Here is a 15,659-nt window from a genome sequence, read left to right as displayed (position 1 = left end):
GGAAACCATGCTTGTCTAGGTTGTCAGGAAAAATTGAGCAGAGATTGGTCCGCAACAATATCGCGATAGGCTTCACTTCCACGCTGCCGCTCCGATTTCCTGCTGGACGCGTGCATCGCGGAGTCTGACCTAACCCCATCTACGATAGTTCGTTCATAATGTTCGAACCTTGTGATCCATAGGCTAAAGAAGGCGGACCGGCAGCCTTGCTAAATATCATGCCATCTTAGGCAGGAAGGCCTCAAAGTGGCGAAATCGCCAATCTTTTCGGAGGCGATGGCTATATAGTCTCATTGAACAAAAGCAGTAGTCCCCTGCGGCCCCGAGGCAGCCATTTCCTCAGCATTTTGCGACCGACCCGCGCAGAGTTTTTTCATCCCCGCAAATCCCCGCCCCCTCCACCCGTGACACACTCCTCTCGTCCCGCCATCGGATACACCGGAAAGCGTTGCCGGCGAGGCGGGGCCGGTGCCTTTGATCTGTGTTTGAAACGCAGGCGCGATCAAGGGGGCCTGCAGAAAATGCTTTCCCTCTCGCTTGAAAGAGAGCGGGGCGTGCCTGTGAGGCACACAAGAAGACGGCTGGTGGCGCAAATGCCTCCTGACTCAGGTCCCACCGAAAGGGGTACCGTCTTTGCAGAGGAAGCGGAGTTGCAGGTAAAAACAGCCGAGACGGGGCACATCGCGTGTCACCTAACACTAACTCCATGAGGCACCCGATGTGCCCCGGCCGAGTTCCATGCCAAACCACGGGCGAAATCCGTCGCGTGAAGGCTTGCGCACGCCCGCATTCTGAGCGAGGGACAGGAAATAATGCGAAAATATTTTTGCTTATATTCCCGCTTTTTCAGGGCTTTCAGCCAGAATTTCGGATGCCGAAAAAAGAATTATCGCCGCCGATCCATTGCATCTCGAAAGAATACGTTTATATATCGGTTATCGACACTTGCTTGCGACGTTTGTTCAAGCGCTTCGGCGCGACGTCAGATTTCCTCTCAACATCGATGGAAGCCGGTATATATCACGCCGGCAATGAACGATTGAAAGGAAATCGTTATGAATACAGGTACAGTCAAGTGGTTCAACGGAACCAAGGGTTTTGGCTTCATCCAGCCGGAAGACGGCTCGACGGACGTTTTTGTCCACGTTTCGGCCGTTGAACGCGCCGGCATGCGTGGCTTGAACGAAGGCCAGAAGGTCACCTACGACCTGGTGCGCGACAAGAAGTCCGGCAAGAATTCTGCCGACAATCTGCGCGACGCATAATTGAAGATCTCGTTCGCGACAGCTGACCACGGATGTACTGGCAGCAGGCGCTGAATGATTGGAAGGAGGTCGGGTCGTTCCCGGCCTTTTTTGTTTCCGGCCACATTTTGAGACCGGCCCCTTTTTCGAGACAGGCGCGAACGACGCTTGGCAGGAGTTTTCCAATGCCACAGGCCCGTTACAGCGAAGGCGACAGGCTGGTGATCCGCAGCGGTCTCACCCACATGTCGCGGTCCAACCGCACCTGCCGGGTGCTGGGCGTGCTGCCCAGCGATTACGGCCGCATCCAGTACCGCGTCCGGTTCGAACACGAAAATTTCGAGCGGCGCGTGGTCGAGACCGATGTCGATATCGAGGCGACCGGCGATTTGCCGAACACGGCGCCTGCCTCCGGCGATATCGCCTCCACTGCCGATTACCCGCGCTCCTGGCTGAAGCCGCTCTCGACCAAGCCCCGGGCCTGAGCGACGTCCACGTCACGTTTTTTCATCCGCCCGCCTCCCCGGCCGGGCATAAGGCCCTATATTCAACTGAAAGGAACCAACTTGCAGGTCATCGTTCGAGACAACAATGTCGATCAGGCTCTCCGCGTGCTGAAGAAGAAGTTGCAGCGTGAAGGCGTGTTTCGCGAAATGAAGGCGCGGAGCGCCTATGAGAAGCCCTCGGAAAAGCGGGTGCGTGAAAAGGCCGAGGCCGTTCGCCGCCAGCGCAAGCTCGCCCGCAAGCAGCTGCAGCGCGAAGGCCTGCTGCCCATGCCGAAGAAGGCCGTCGCCGGCGGCAAGCGATAGCCGTCAGTGCCGCGCGCCGCATCCGCGGCGCCGGCCCGCATTCGCTAAAGCCAGCATCCGATAAAGGAGAAGGATTTGACAGATTCGAACGAAACGATCGTCGAAGACAAGCCGGTAAAACTGTCCGCCCGCGACAAGGCGGCCGTGACGAACCGGGAGGCCTGGTCGATCATCGACGCGGAGGCAAGCGCCCGCGACACCAAGACCGAGAAATTGCGGGCCCTGCGCCTTGAGCGCGAGAAGGCGGAATTGAGCGAGCCGAAACCGGCCCCCGCCAGACGCCGCGCCGCCAAGAAGTAATCTCCCCGGCCGTTAAACGGCAGATAGAATAATGGCGAGCATATCGGGCGGATGAAAAAGGCCACGACGGATATCGCGGCCAGATTCGGGGATTCTAGGATTTTCGCTGGAAGAGCGAGGCCAGCGTTTTCTTCGCCGGCGAGAAGCCGCCCTTCATGCTCTCGACGATCACCATATGGGTGATCTCGCCGCGCTTGAAGGCCTTCAGGAACCGCGGATAGTTGGCAAAGGCGACGCAGCCGTGGCTGTCGCCCGGCTTGCGCAGCAGGTAGCTGTGGGCCAGCAGGCCGACGCGGCCATGGGGGGCAACGCCATTGGTCGGCGTCAGCCGCACGGCCTCGACGCCGTGGAAAAGCGCCTCGCGCATCGTCACCCTGTAGGTGCCGGGCGGGGTCGGACCCTTCATCTTGACATGGGCGAAATCCGGGTTGTCGCGCATCTTGCCGATGCCGGAATGGGCCTCCAGCTTCTCGCCGTTCGGCATGTAAACGATGCCGGCGGAAATATCGTAATAGGCGGTCCCCTTGCGTCCACGGACGCTCGGCTTCACCGCATCATCGTCATCGTCCTCGAAGACCTTGATGTCGGGCTTGGCATAGGCCAACACCTTCGGCTTTTGCCGCTGTTCCTCGCCCCGGCTCGCATCGAGCTCCTTGGCCGCAAGGCTCTTCGGCAAGGCCGGCTTGCGAAGCGGCAACGGCCCTTCCCCCGGAAGCCCGCGATGGGCCTCCAGGTCCGCGTCGGTCATCACGAGGTTGAAGGGCTTGGCAAGCCCGCCCGGCTCGATCTTGGCCGGCTCCAGAAGCGCCGTCGCCATGCTGCCCGGCTTCCCGTCAAGCGTCGCGGGAATGGACCCGGTCGCCAGCCGCTCCTCGGCTTCAGCCGCCGCCATCATCGAGCCTGCAAGAGCCCTGGTCAGCGCCGCGACCTCGAGCTTGGCGCCCGCCGTCGCCACAACCGCCTTGACCGGTGCCGCCGATGCCAGTGCGTCGAGCTCCAGCTTCAGGCCCGGAAGGCGCGAGAACTTGGCAAGCTGCACGCTGCGCATCTCAGGCGCCGCGCGGTCGATGGCCTTGAGGCCGAGCGTTGTTTCGAAGCGGGTGGAGGCGGAAGGCGCCATGCCCTGCAGGCTGGCAAAGCTTGCGATCGCCCAGGCGGAGGCCGCAACGAGCATGCCGAGCGCCGCGCCGCCGCCGATGAGCCGCCCTGCCCCGAAGGCGCCGGCAGCCGACTTGCCGGACACGCCGGCACGCGAGGATGTATGAACCGCAGACGCCATGATACTCGTACCCGAAAACGCGTTACTCGACCCGGGACGACCACCACACACGTCATCGCCGGCGCCGGAGACGAACTTTGGCGAGCCCTTGTGGACATCGCCTGCGAACCCCGGCTTTCGGGAAGAATGACAGTTTATGGTAAGCAATTCCTTTACAAGTCTCCCTGGCTTTCGGGGGTGGGCGCACATGGGGCCCAAAAGGATGGGAGGCGTTTAGCCTTGCGATCGGGGAGAAATTAAGACGGCACCCCAGAAAATGGGTCACTAGAATTCGCTAGGGGCGTTCGTTTGCCAGCCCTTCGGAGGCGAGATTGTGTCAAAACGTTTCCACAACCCTGCAACCGGTGGAAATTGAGGCTTTGCAAAGCCTTTCCTTAAAATTGCAATGAATTTTCGAAGATAAAATTAAATGTCGCTGACTACCAATCGCACACGCCCCGAAGCAGCAGGGCCTTGAAACAGATTCCGCAAGGAAACAGCATTCATGGATATCGTCTTGACCATAGCGGCCATGTCCCTGGCCGTGATGCTGCCCGTTCTCGTTTCGCTCCGGAAGAGCGGCGCGCCGGGCGTGCTGGCCTTCGCGCTCGCCTGCCTCTTCGCGCTGCTTTCCGTGTCCAGCGAACTTCTGTCGGACATCCTGCCGGATGAAATGACCCTGCCGGTCGCGACGCTGATGATGGTTGCCTCCTGCCTGATGATCCTTTCCGGGCTGCGTCAATTCCTTGGGCAATCGGCCCTGAAGCCAGCCCATATTGCCGGCGCGCTCGGCAGCATCGCCCTGTTCGGGCTTGCCGGCGCCTACCATGCGACGATCGTGCTGCCAGCGCTTGCCTCCATCACCGCCTGCGGCCTTTTCCTGGCCGCCGGCCTGATGATGCTCCTGCAATGGCCGAAGGAGCGGGCGATCAGTGCCTATCTCATCTTCTGCGCCGCCACCGTATTTGCCGTCGCCGTCGTCCATGGGCTTAGGGGCGCAACGCTTGTGCTCGCCGCCGACACATTGTTTCCCGGCAATGATCCTATAGTCCTTGCCCACAACCTGCAGACCGCCTGCATGCTCGGTCTCCCCGCCCTGTTTCTTGGGCTTATCCTGATGCTGCAGGGCTGGTTGATCGCCAATCTGAGGGATCTCGTCGCACGGGACGAACTGACCGGAGCGCTTTCCAGACGGGCCTTCCTGGAAGAGACCGAGGAACTTTACCGCATGGCGATAACCACCAATCGGCCCATGGCCTTCATGCTGCTGGATCTCGACCGTTTCAAGCAGATCAACGACCGTCACGGCCATGCCGGCGGGGACAAGGCGCTTGCCCATTTCACCGATACCATCAAATCATTCCTGGGAACGCGCGGCCTGCTCGGCAGGCTCGGCGGCGAGGAATTCGGCATCGCACTCGGCTGGGCGCGACGCATCGAGATATCCGAACTTGCAGACGCTCTTTGCCGCCTCGTGCGCTCGCAACCCGTCAGGTTGGAGGACGGGACTGAAATCAAGCTCTCCGTGAGCATCGGCGTCGCGATCTCCGACCCGAGGTGTTCGCTGATCGAGCTGATGTCGCAGGCTGACCTGGCGCTCTATGAAGCCAAAGCGCGAGGCCGCGACCGCTACAGCATCGCCGAAAGCACCCCGGTCTCCGCCAGCTCGAGTGCGCGGGCACTCGCCGCTGCCGCAGCCCAGATGCGCGCCGCGAGCGAAGGTCCCTACATTCCTCCGCTTTCGGACACCGGCTGACACTTGCGCCGACCGGGGAAGTGCCTATGTCAAGCAGACAACCCCGGAGCCTGTCCATGACCTCTGCTACCCGCCTTCTTGCCGCCGGCCTTCTGGCCACCACCTTTGCCTTGCCCGCTGCCGCCGAGAATGTCGGCCAGGTGGGAGTGGACTGGCTCGGCAACGACATAAGAATAGACGCTGTGATGGACCCGGAGGTACAGGGCGTCACCTGCCATGTCACCTATTTCGACCGCAGCGTGGTCGACAGGCTGAAAAACGGCAACTGGTTTGAAGATCCGTCCAACAACGCGATCGCCTGCCAACAGACAGGTCCCATCACCATCGGTGACATTGAGTTGTCGTCGGATGGTGAGGAAGTGTTTCGCGAAGGGCTGTCATTGGTCTGGAAGAAGCTTGTAGTGACCCGCATCTACGACAAGACGAACAACACGCTGATCTATCTCGCCCATTCCCGCGAACTCACGGATGGCTCGGCCAAGATGTCGATCTCCACCGTGCCGCTATTCAACGAGCCGGTAACCTGGAAAAACGGCCCACCGAAGTGACCGTCAGGCTGCCAGGACCTCGTCGCTGGTGACGACCTGAATACCGGCTTTTGTCATTTCGTCTACCGCCTGTTTCACCCCGTCCGGGGTGATGCCCCGGCTGGCATCCTCGATGAAGCGAACGGTCACGCCGGGCAGCATTTCCTTGGCATCCAGAGCAGAGAACTTCACGCAGTAATCGGTGGCGAGCCCGGCGATATCGAGCCGATCGATATTCTGCTTCTTCAGAAAATCCGATAGTCCCGTGAGGGCCGCACGGTCGTTATCGCGAAAGGCGGAGTAGCTATCGACCTCGACATTCATGCCCTTGCGCTGGACATGGTTGAAGGCGGATACGGCGAGATCGGGATGGAACTCTGCATCTTCGCTGCCCTGCACGCAATGATCCGGCCACATCATCTGCGGCTTTCCGCCCAGCGTGCCGAGTTCGAAGGGCGCCTTGCCGGGATGTTGAGAGGCGAAGCTGCCGTGATCGGCAGGATGCCAATCCTGCGAGGCGACGATCAGGTCATAGCCGCCTTCAGATATCAGGCGATTGGCGACGGGGACGACCGCCTCCCCCTCCGGCACCGCAAGATTGCCGCCGGTGCAGAAACCGTTCTGGATATCGATGAGAAGCAGGCATTTCACGGGCATCATCCTCGTAGACAAAATCACCCGTAACATAGGCAGGAAATTGCCACGGTCAAACATGGCGAAACGCCGCCCACGAGGGGCGGCGTTTGAAAGGCAGAGGTGATGAATAGCGACTTAAGCGGCCTGCGCCAGTTCGTCGGCAATGACCGTGTCGAGGTTGAGGAAGCAGACCATGGTCTTTTCCAGGGCGACGATACCGCGGCAGAAGGCGCGCTGGGCTTCCGGAATGATTTCCGGCGCCGGCTGCAAATCTTCGCTCTTGATCGTCATCATGTCCGAAACCTGCTCGACCAGCAGGCCAACCAGCTTGCCGGCGATATCGGTGACGATGATGGCGGAGCGCTCGGAAGGCTCGGTCATCTTCATGCCGAGACGGCAGGCCATGTCGATGACGGGGATCACGGCGCCGCGCAGGTTGATCAGCCCGAGGACGTAGGGCGGAGTGTGTGGCATCGGCGTCACCGGCGCCCAGCCGCGAATTTCGCGGATCGCCATGATGTCGATGCAGAATTCCTGATCGCCCAGATGGAACGAGACGATTTCAAGATAAGCGCCGGTTTGTTTGATAGCGTTGGACATGATCAGAATTCTTCCCAATTTTCTGCGGAGCCCGATGCCTTCGGCACAGGGGATGCGGTTGGTTTGAAGGCACCCGCAAGCTTGCCCATCAGGGCCTTGGCGGGGGACGGAACGGGTCGCGCCGCGGCACTTGCCGGAGCGGCTCGAACGGGAGCCCGGGACGTCACGGTGGCGGCCGTAGCTTGCCCGAGGTTGAACTGGCCGATCAGGCCGCTGAGATTTTCGGCATCCTGGGCGAGCGTGTGGCTGGCGGCGTTTGTTTCCTCGACCATGGCAGCGTTCTGCTGGGTCATCTGATCGAGCTGACCGACCGCCGTGTTGATTTCCTGCAGGCCGGTCGACTGTTCGCGGGCCGCCGAAACGATCGAGGCCATGTGTTCGTTGATGCGCACCACTTCGGACGCGATGCGACCAAGTGCCTCTCCGGTTGCCTGAACCAGCTGGACGCCGGTGCCCACTTCCATGCTGGAGCGGGTAACAAGCGCCTTGATATCCTTTGCGGCACCGGCCGCGCGCTGGGCGAGTTCGCGCACTTCCTGGGCGACGACGGCAAAGCCCTTGCCGGCTTCCCCTGCCCGCGCGGCCTCGACACCGGCATTCAACGCCAGAAGATTGGTCTGAAAGGCGATCTCGTCGATGACGTTGATGATCTTGCCGATTTCGGTCGAGGCATTCTCGATGCGGCTCATGGCATCCATGGCCTCGCCAACGATGCGGCTGGATTCCTCCGCATTGGCGCGGGTCGTCTCGACCATCTGGCTTGCCTCTTCGGCACGATGGGTCGCGGTACGCACGGTCACCGTGATCTGGTCGAGAGCGGCGGAGGTTTCTTCAAGCGACGCGGCCTGCTGTTCGGTGCGGCGGGCAAGGTCGTCGGCGGCACCGCGCATCTGGCGGCCGCTGGCATCGATGGAAATCGAGTTTTCCCGGACGTTTACGAGTGCCTGCTGAAGTTTTTCGACGGTCTGGTTGAAGCTGACGCGAAGCGATTCGAGATCCGGACGGAACGGGTCGCGGATAGTCGAGGAAAGATCGCCTTCCGACAGGCGGCGCAAACCCTCACCGATATGGGTGACTGCATAGTCGATATCGCGCGCCTCGGCATTGCGGATCGCCTCGCGTTCCTTGCGTTCGGCTTCCGTCTGGTCGCGATTTTCCGCGGCGGCTGCTTCGAGCGCCTGCTTCTCGACGGCGGCAAGTCGGAACGCCTCGACGCTGCGCGCCATTTCGCCGATCTCGTCGCTGCGGGTGACGCCGGAGACGGTCGTCTGATAATCGCCGCTGAGGATGGAGCGCATGTTGTCGCGCACGGCAAAGATTCCGCGTCGGAGCACATTGCCGTGGAACACGAACATGCCGAGCAGCGACAGCATGGCGGCGAAACCGAGTGCCATCTGAATGGCAATGGAGGTTGACGAACTGTCCATAGCCTCTTTTACGCGGGCCGACAGCAATTCGCCTGCAACGCCGGTGAGATCGCCGAGCGTCGTGGTGAAGCGTTCGCCGGCGCCATCGATCAAGTCGTCGATAGCGTCGAACTGCTCGGTCGGTGCACGGGTCTCGACCAGATTTTTCAGATCGACCGAGATACCTTTCTTAAGTTCGGCAAGATCGGCATCGAAGGTCTTCATCAATTCCGGTTTGCCCGCGGTTTCCGCAACCGCAAACATATCGTTTCGGCCCGCTTCCAGGGCCGCGATCGAATCGGCAATCTGCTTCAGCCGGTCGGGCGCGACAGCCCCTTCCTCGCGATCGACGATCGTATCCATGGCGACCAGAACCAGCTGGACGCTGGTGAGGCGCAGTTCGCTGGCCTTAGCGATCGAGGCTTGTGCAACGGCCGCCCGGCCAAGGGCGTCATCAACGATCTTGCTCTCGTACCAGCCGACGGCGATCATCGAGCCGAAGCCGAGCAGCGCTGTGGCGCCAAGGGTGGCCAGACGGCTGTTGACAGAAAGTTTCTTGTCGAATTTGGGTGACGTCGTCATGCAATATCCATTCAGCGCGGCGCCCGATGGCACATTGGCGATAAGTTGAGCATTGGGCTGCGCAGCCCTCGACGTCATGTCGTTGGAAGGTCGAACGTGGAACCAGCCTCCTCGCGCCCTGCCACGATCTCAGCAAGAAATTAAACATTTGCTAAAATAGTAACCAAATTCTCGTGATTGCGAGCGCGGCCGAAAGCTGTTCAGCGCCCGGCTTATCGGCTATTCTCATGCGATGCAGCAGAACGTCGCTCGCCACCCACTCTTCCTACCTGCCATCGGCGGGGCGCTGGCGCTTGCCATGATCGGTCTCGTTGCGCTGGGTTTCATCGGCTGGGTGAACCATGGGGCGGAGATGGTCCGCTCGCTTTCTGCCGCAGGCCTTTCCTGGTGCATGTGAAGGCAGCCGGCCACCGGACGGTGCTGCAATTTGCCGCTCTTTCATAGCCGATCACGTTTGCTTCAACGCATTGCGCAACCGAGGCCTAGGGATTATCTGGTCGAACCCGCCTTGGGACATCCAAACGAAAGCCGGACCCACCTTCATGAAGACACTTCGCATCATACTCTGGGCCGCTGTCGCCTTCGTTGCCGCCATCCTCGGCTGGTTTACCTACGAAATGACCTCGCCGAAAAGCGAAATGGCCTCCGGCCCGTTCGGCGTGCCGTTCACGCTGGTTTCCCAAAGCGGCCAGCCGATCACGGAGAAGGCTTTTACCGGCAAGCCGACGGCCGTGTTCTTCGGCTTCACCCATTGCCCGGAAGTCTGCCCCACCACCCTCTTCGAATTGAACGGCTGGCTGGAGAAGGTCGACCCGCAGGGTGACAAGCTGCAGGCCTACTTCGTCTCCGTGGACCCGGAGCGCGATACGCCGGAGATCCTTGGCCAGTATGTTTCAAACGTTTCCAAGCGCATCACCGGCATTTCCGGCCCGGCGAACGATGTGATGGAAATGGTCAAGGGCTTCCGCGTCTATGCCAAGAAAATTCCGCTGGACGAAAGCCAGCCGGATGGTGACTATACGATGGATCATACAGCATCCGTTTTCCTGCTCGACGCCAATGGCCGTTTTAGCGGCACCATCGCCTACGGTGAAAATCCTGACGTTGCCGTCAAGAAGCTGGAGAACCTGCTGAAGGGATAACGAAACTTCGGTGGGGGACCGATGGAGAAAGGCTCTGAACGGTCCATTCTGATCGCCGGCGCGGGTCCCGTCGGGCTTACGCTCGCGCTGGAGCTTGCAAGACGCGGCCTGCGGCCGCGCATCGTCGCCAAGGCCAAGGGGCCGACCCCTGCCAACGAGAGCCGTGCGCTCGGCGTCAACGCCCGCACGCTGACGTTGCTTGAAGAATGCGGCGCCACGCCGATGATTCTGCACAAGGCGCGGCGGATCAACCGGTTCCGGATCGCTTCCCGCGGAAAACAGCTTCTGACCGTCGATACGGCAAGGCTGCGCTGGCGATATTCCCCCCTCTATGCCCTGCCTCAAGGAGAGACGGAAAACATCCTGCTCGGCCTGCTTTCCCGGCTTCATATCGCTCCCGAATGGCAGACGGCGGTTGAAGCGGTGTCCGGCGATGTGGAAAAACCGCAGGTAACCCTCCGCCGCGCAGATGGCGCTACCGAAACGGTGTCCCCGGACATCCTCGTTGGCGCCGATGGCGCCCATTCGGTGGTGCGGGAAAACTGCGGTTTCGCCTTTCCCGGCGACAGCATGGATATGCCGTTTTACCTCGCGGACTATCGCTACATTCACCCGGTGGAGACCAATTACGCGGAAGGAAACTTCCTCAACCCGGGCGTGCTTGCCCGCATTCCCGTGAGCGAAGACACACTTCGCTATATCTCGACGCGGGAGGATTACGAGACGCTGATCGAGCATCCGACCGACGTTAGGGACCGGCCCTGGGTCTCCTCCTTCCGCATCAGCTTTCGCCATGTCGAGACCATGGGGCGGGGCAATGTGTTTCTGGCCGGAGACGCGGCGCATGTGCACTCGCCGATCGGCGCCCGCGGCATGAACCTTGGCATCGAGGATGCCTGCTGGCTCGCCTGGCTGATCTCCGAGGGGCGCGAGGCCGAGTATTCGGACCTTCGAATGCCGGCGATCCAGACGGTGATCCAGGCGACACGGCGCAACACCGCTTTTGTCACGCTCAGCAACCCTGTCCTGACGACGCTACGGCGGCTCGTCCTGCCGTGGATGAAGCTGTTTCCGGCATCGACGCGAGCGGTGCTCCGCACCATTTCAGGCAGGGATACACCCGCACCGCCCTGGATTCCCGGCGCAAAATAGCCGTCGCTTCTTTGCGTTCGGCGGCCCGCCATGGTAGAGCCGCCGCAACTTCGATCCCATCCCACGCAAAGGACGCCGCCGTGGCCGATATCCGCCTCTACATCACCACGACCGAAAAGCAGGCGGAGATCATTCTCGGACACATGACCGATGCCTTCGAGGACGAAGGCTATGCCATCGCCACCATGGAGATCGACGAGAAGAAGGATATCTGGGAAGCCTCGCTCTACCTGCTTCTGGAAGAGGAAGAGGAGATGCGGCCGCGTTTCGCCGATCTCATCGAGGCACATATGCCCGGTACGGCCATTGAACGCGAAATCATCCCGGATGTCGACTGGATCGCCAAGTCGCTCGAAGGCCTGAAGCCGGTGCGCGCAGGCCGTTTCATTGTCCACGGCTCCCATGACCGCGACAAGGTGAAGGAAAACGATCTCGCCATCGAGATCGATGCCGGGCAGGCCTTCGGCACCGGTCACCACGGCACGACGGCCGGATGCCTTGAAGTCATCGACAAGGTGGTGCGTTCGCGCCGGGTGACCAACGCGCTCGATCTCGGCACCGGCAGCGGCGTGCTGGCAATCGCCGTGCGCAAGCTGAAGCATATTCCGGTGCTGGCGACCGATATCGACCCGATCGCGACCCGCGTGGCAGCCGAAAACGTCCGGCGCAACGGCATCGTCACCGGCATCAAGACCGTCACCGCCGCCGGGTTTCACTCACCGGCCTTCGATACCCACGGTCCCTTCGACCTGATCATCGCCAATATCCTTGCGCGACCGCTGATCTCGATGGCGCCGAAACTCGCCGCCCACTTGGCGCCGGGCGGTTCTGTCATTCTTTCAGGGATTCTGGCATCGCAGCGCTGGAAGGTGCTGTCTGCCTACAACGCCCAGCACCTGCGCCATGTGCGCACCATCTGGCGCAACGGCTGGGTGACGATCCATCTCGACCGGGCTTGAGAGCCAATCAAGGCTTGCTTTCGAGCATTGCCACCCGCTGAGAAATCTCGCCGACGGCCGCGTCTATGCGGGAGAGCGAATGCTCTATTGACGTCTGGATGTTGGCAAGTGAGCCACCGAGCTCCATTTTCACCATGAGTTCGATATCGTCCCGAAGCTCGGCGTGCCGGCGCTCGACCCGCCTTGTCAGCTCATAATTGGCATTCAGCAACATCATCATGTCGGTAACGTCTTTGCGAAGAAGACGCATTTCTTCCATGTTGAGCTTTGCCTGCTTTACCAAAAAATCGAGATTAACCGTTTCGGTGGTCATTGCGGCGCCAATCTCCTTGCCTCTCAACAAGCTAGCTTGGAATATGGAAAACCACAATTCGGTTGTCGCATGCCAGCGCAACCCGGAAACTTAAAAAGCCGCTCGCCATCATGGCAAGCGGCTTTTCAAAACAAAGGCGATGCCGAAGCATCGCCCGTTGGTCGGCGAACCGACCATGTCCGCGAGCTTGAGGAGGAGGAGGAGCGCTCAAGCGGACTCTTCATGGTTCAAAATCGGCCATCCGGAGGGAGGAGGAGAAGGATAACCGACTATGTTTGAACCATGCAGCACGTTGCCGTCAGGCAATTTGCCGGAACCGAAGTGTTTGCCTTAGTTCGTTGAGCGGGTTTATAGACTATTTTTTCCGGCGGAATAGTGCCGTGTCGGAATAGGTGCCATGCGCTGAGCGCATAAGTATGATAAATGCTTCCTAGCCGACAACGATCTGAGCCGAATAATCCATGGCGACCGTCATACCGCTGATCTGCCTTGCCGTGATCGTCTTCGCGCTTGCGGTCACCCTTCGCAGCCTGCGCAAGCGGCCCGCGAAAAACCCGACATGGCCGCCCTACCCGCTTATCCATGCCTCCGGCGAGGAAATGCAGCGGCGACGGATCGAATGCCGCGACCGCCTGAGCCATGCGCCCTTTGGCAGGGAGTTGGCTGAAGGGCTCTGGAAAGCCTTGCAGCAATGCGACGAAGATTCGGGACTAATACACCAGTTTCATCGGGATTATTGCGGGCACGGACTGCTCCGCCGGCCGGAGGGCATCGTGCTGTGCGAGGTGGAGGATGGCGGCAGTTACTCCGGATCGCCTCTGGCGACATGGAAGACCGAGACGGATTTCGTCGGTTTCTTTGCCCGGCAGTCCGATTTCAGTTGCAGTGGCTGGGATGAGCGCGAGCCGGTGTTTCATACCACCGACGAATGGAACCGCGACAACCAGCGCCTGACGGCTGCCATCATCCGGAAATTTATCAAGGACAGCCATAAGCCGCGACTTTCTTGATGGGGGCAATGTCCGCTAGAGTGCGCCGTCAACGATCCTTTCGCGACCGCGCCGGGATCGCCCCCCGCTCATGATCGCAGGCAAACCGATGTTCCAGTCTTTCGAAGTCACCTCCACCCCGCAATTCGGCCGGGAACGCACGGACGCACTCCGTGCCGCTCTTGCTGCTCTTGGCGTCGATGGTTTTCTCGTGCCGCGCGCTGACGAGTTTCAGGGCGAATATGTGCCTGCCTCGGCGGAACGTCTGGCATGGTTGACGGGCTTCACCGGTTCCGCCGGGATCGCCTTGCTGACGCCGAGTCAGGTCATTGTCTTTGTGGATGGCCGTTACGTGACCCAGCTTGCCGAACAGGTGGATGGCAGCGTCTTTACCGGGGGCGACCTCGTCGGCGAGCCGCCGCATCTCTGGCTGGAAAAGCATGGGACCAAGGGCTTCCGCCTCGGCATCGATCCCTGGCTGCATACGGGCGCCGAGGTACGCAAACTGGAGAAGGCGCTGGAGAAGATCGGCGGCAAGCTCGTCCTCCTCGACCACAATCCGCTCGACCGCCTCTGGACGAACCGGCCAGATGCGCCCCTTGGCCGGGTGAAAATCCAGAGCAACGAAAATGCCGGCCAGCTTGCCAAGGACAAGATCGCGACGATGGCCGCAGAGACGGTCAAGGCTGGTGCTGCCGCGGTGGTGCTGACCGACCCGTCCTCCATCGCCTGGACCTTCAATATCCGGGGCAGCGACGTGCCGCACACGCCGCATCCGCTGGCGCGCGGCATCGTGCATGCCGATGGAACAGCCGAAATCTTTCTCGACAAGCGCAAGACGGGGATCGAGGAGGAAGCCTATCTCACCCAACTCGCGAAGATCGAACCACCTTCAAGCTTCATAGACCGGGTTGCGGCGCTCGCCGCCGGCGGCGTTGCCATCATGATTGATCCCGACCATGCGCCGTTCGCGCTGGCCGAGCGTATTCGCGAAAGCGGCGGCACCATCATCGAGGCGATCGACCCTGCCCGCCTGCCCCGCGCCTGCAAGAACAGGGCCGAGCTCGACGGATCGGCGCGCGCCCACCTGCAGGACGGAGCGGCGATGGTGGAATTCCTCGCCTGGCTCGACCAGACCACGCCCGGAACGGTGACGGAAATCGCCGCAACGGAAAAGCTGGAGGCCTGCCGCCGCAGCGTCGGCGAGCGCATGCAGAACCCGCTGAAGGATATCTCCTTCGACACCATAGCCGGCGCCGGCGGCCACGCCGCCATCATGCACTACCGCGTCACCACGGATACGGACGTCACCATTGCCGATGGAAGCATGTTCCTGATCGATTCCGGCGGCCAGTATGTCAACGGCACCACCGATATCACCCGCACCGTCGCAATCGGCAACGTGCCGCAGGAGCAGCGGCGCTTCTTCACGCTGGTCCTCAAAGGCATGATTGCGATTTCGGTGGCGCGCTTCCCGAAGGGCTCGCGTGGTGTCGATCTCGATCCGCTCGCCCGCATCGCGCTGTGGAAGGCAGGCGCGGACTTCGCCCATGGCACCGGCCACGGTGTCGGCTCCTATCTTTCCGTGCATGAGGGGCCGCAGCGCATTTCGCGGGCGGCGATGCAGGAACTGCTGCCCGGCATGATCCTCTCCAACGAGCCCGGCTACTACCGCCCCGGCGCCTTCGGCATCCGCATCGAAAACCTCGTGCATGTGCTGCCGGCCGAGATGATCGAGGGCGGCGACCTGCCGATGCTCGGCTTCGAGACGCTGACGTTTTGCCCGATCGACCGGCGGCTTGTGGTAGCGGAGCTATTGACGGCGGAGGAACTGGATTGGCTGAACGCCTATCACGCCGAAACCTGCGAAAAGCTACTGCCGCTGCTGGATGATGAAAAGACACGCGAGTGGCTGAAGGCTGCGACGGCGGAGATTGCGCGGAAATAGTCAGCCTTCATATGCGGCGCTTTACCCCCCTCTGCCCT

The 15,659-nt window shown here is 61.0% G+C and carries 17 protein-coding genes; 12 read left to right on the top strand and 5 right to left on the bottom strand.

The window, feature by feature from the left end; translation table 11 throughout:
* The first annotated feature begins 1,055 nt into the window (after positions 1 to 1,055).
* From BLX89_RS17550 to BLX89_RS17535, 4 genes are all read left to right on the top strand, one after another.
* Positions 1,056 to 1,265, top strand: a complete 210-nt coding sequence (locus BLX89_RS17550) for a cold-shock protein (protein WP_075292243.1) — start codon at positions 1,056 to 1,058, stop codon at positions 1,263 to 1,265.
* A 164-nt stretch (positions 1,266 to 1,429) separates the two neighbouring features.
* The gene (locus BLX89_RS17545; RefSeq protein ID WP_075292298.1) at positions 1,430 to 1,729 is read left to right on the top strand and encodes a hypothetical protein; all 300 of its coding nucleotides are present in this window, start codon (positions 1,430 to 1,432) and stop codon (positions 1,727 to 1,729) included.
* 81 nt (positions 1,730 to 1,810) lie between these two features.
* Positions 1,811 to 2,053 carry a 30S ribosomal protein S21 gene (rpsU, locus tag BLX89_RS17540; protein ID WP_075292242.1) on the top strand — a complete coding sequence of 81 codons (243 nt, stop codon included), beginning with the start codon at positions 1,811 to 1,813 and terminating at the stop codon, positions 2,051 to 2,053.
* A gap of 75 nt (positions 2,054 to 2,128) precedes the next feature.
* On the top strand, positions 2,129 to 2,353 hold the full coding sequence (locus BLX89_RS17535; RefSeq protein ID WP_245292851.1) for a hypothetical protein: 225 nt from the start codon (positions 2,129 to 2,131) through the stop codon (positions 2,351 to 2,353).
* Between the two features lie 94 nt (positions 2,354 to 2,447).
* Here BLX89_RS17535 and BLX89_RS17530 read toward each other — a convergent pair whose 3' ends face one another.
* A complete protein-coding gene (locus BLX89_RS17530) occupies positions 2,448 to 3,632 on the bottom strand; it encodes a DUF2778 domain-containing protein (RefSeq protein WP_083637615.1) in 1,185 nt (394 codons plus the stop codon).
* Positions 3,633 to 4,116: 484 nt separating this feature from the next.
* On the opposite strand from BLX89_RS17530, the gene BLX89_RS17525 reads away from it, so the two are divergent.
* Both BLX89_RS17525 and BLX89_RS17520 read left to right on the top strand, forming a co-directional pair.
* Positions 4,117 to 5,367 (top strand): GGDEF domain-containing protein, encoded by a 1,251-nt coding sequence (locus BLX89_RS17525; protein WP_075292241.1) that lies wholly within the window; start codon positions 4,117 to 4,119, stop codon positions 5,365 to 5,367.
* 56 nt (positions 5,368 to 5,423) lie between these two features.
* A complete protein-coding gene (locus BLX89_RS17520) occupies positions 5,424 to 5,915 on the top strand; it encodes a CreA family protein (protein ID WP_075292240.1) in 492 nt (163 codons plus the stop codon).
* 3 nt (positions 5,916 to 5,918) lie between these two features.
* Here BLX89_RS17520 and pncA read toward each other — a convergent pair whose 3' ends face one another.
* The 3 genes from pncA to BLX89_RS17505 form a co-directional block, all read right to left on the bottom strand.
* Positions 5,919 to 6,545, bottom strand: coding sequence for a bifunctional nicotinamidase/pyrazinamidase (gene pncA / locus BLX89_RS17515; RefSeq protein ID WP_075292295.1), 627 nt, complete (start codon positions 6,543 to 6,545; stop codon positions 5,919 to 5,921).
* A gap of 120 nt (positions 6,546 to 6,665) precedes the next feature.
* Positions 6,666 to 7,130, bottom strand: coding sequence for a chemotaxis protein CheW (locus BLX89_RS17510; RefSeq protein ID WP_075292239.1), 465 nt, complete (start codon positions 7,128 to 7,130; stop codon positions 6,666 to 6,668).
* A 2-nt stretch (positions 7,131 to 7,132) separates the two neighbouring features.
* The gene (locus BLX89_RS17505; protein ID WP_075292294.1) at positions 7,133 to 9,118 is read right to left on the bottom strand and encodes a methyl-accepting chemotaxis protein; all 1,986 of its coding nucleotides are present in this window, start codon (positions 9,116 to 9,118) and stop codon (positions 7,133 to 7,135) included.
* A gap of 232 nt (positions 9,119 to 9,350) precedes the next feature.
* On the opposite strand from BLX89_RS17505, the gene BLX89_RS24815 reads away from it, so the two are divergent.
* From BLX89_RS24815 to BLX89_RS17490, 4 genes are all read left to right on the top strand, one after another.
* A complete protein-coding gene (locus BLX89_RS24815) occupies positions 9,351 to 9,515 on the top strand; it encodes a hypothetical protein (RefSeq protein WP_198935161.1) in 165 nt (54 codons plus the stop codon).
* A gap of 145 nt (positions 9,516 to 9,660) precedes the next feature.
* Positions 9,661 to 10,260 carry an SCO family protein gene (locus tag BLX89_RS17500; RefSeq protein WP_075292238.1) on the top strand — a complete coding sequence of 200 codons (600 nt, stop codon included), beginning with the start codon at positions 9,661 to 9,663 and terminating at the stop codon, positions 10,258 to 10,260.
* A 21-nt stretch (positions 10,261 to 10,281) separates the two neighbouring features.
* Positions 10,282 to 11,412 carry an FAD-dependent oxidoreductase gene (locus BLX89_RS17495; protein WP_075292237.1) on the top strand — a complete coding sequence of 377 codons (1,131 nt, stop codon included), beginning with the start codon at positions 10,282 to 10,284 and terminating at the stop codon, positions 11,410 to 11,412.
* 80 nt (positions 11,413 to 11,492) lie between these two features.
* A complete protein-coding gene (locus BLX89_RS17490) occupies positions 11,493 to 12,371 on the top strand; it encodes a 50S ribosomal protein L11 methyltransferase (protein WP_075292236.1) in 879 nt (292 codons plus the stop codon).
* Positions 12,372 to 12,378: 7 nt separating this feature from the next.
* Here BLX89_RS17490 and BLX89_RS17485 read toward each other — a convergent pair whose 3' ends face one another.
* Complete coding sequence (locus BLX89_RS17485) at positions 12,379 to 12,684, bottom strand: hypothetical protein (protein ID WP_075292235.1); 306 nt, start codon at positions 12,682 to 12,684, stop codon at positions 12,379 to 12,381.
* A 461-nt stretch (positions 12,685 to 13,145) separates the two neighbouring features.
* Between BLX89_RS17485 and BLX89_RS17480 the strand changes: the two genes are divergently transcribed.
* Positions 13,146 to 13,694, top strand: coding sequence for a hypothetical protein (locus BLX89_RS17480; RefSeq protein ID WP_075292234.1), 549 nt, complete (start codon positions 13,146 to 13,148; stop codon positions 13,692 to 13,694).
* An 88-nt stretch (positions 13,695 to 13,782) separates the two neighbouring features.
* On the top strand, positions 13,783 to 15,621 hold the full coding sequence (locus BLX89_RS17475) for an aminopeptidase P family protein (protein ID WP_075292233.1): 1,839 nt from the start codon (positions 13,783 to 13,785) through the stop codon (positions 15,619 to 15,621).
* Positions 15,622 to 15,659 lie beyond the last annotated feature (38 nt).

Source organism: Pararhizobium arenae (assembly GCF_001931685.1).
In the GTDB taxonomy this organism is placed as follows: Bacteria; Pseudomonadota; Alphaproteobacteria; order Rhizobiales; family Rhizobiaceae; genus Pararhizobium; species Pararhizobium arenae.
Note: the sequence above shows the minus strand (reverse complement) of the source record. Positions and strands in the feature narration are given on the sequence as shown.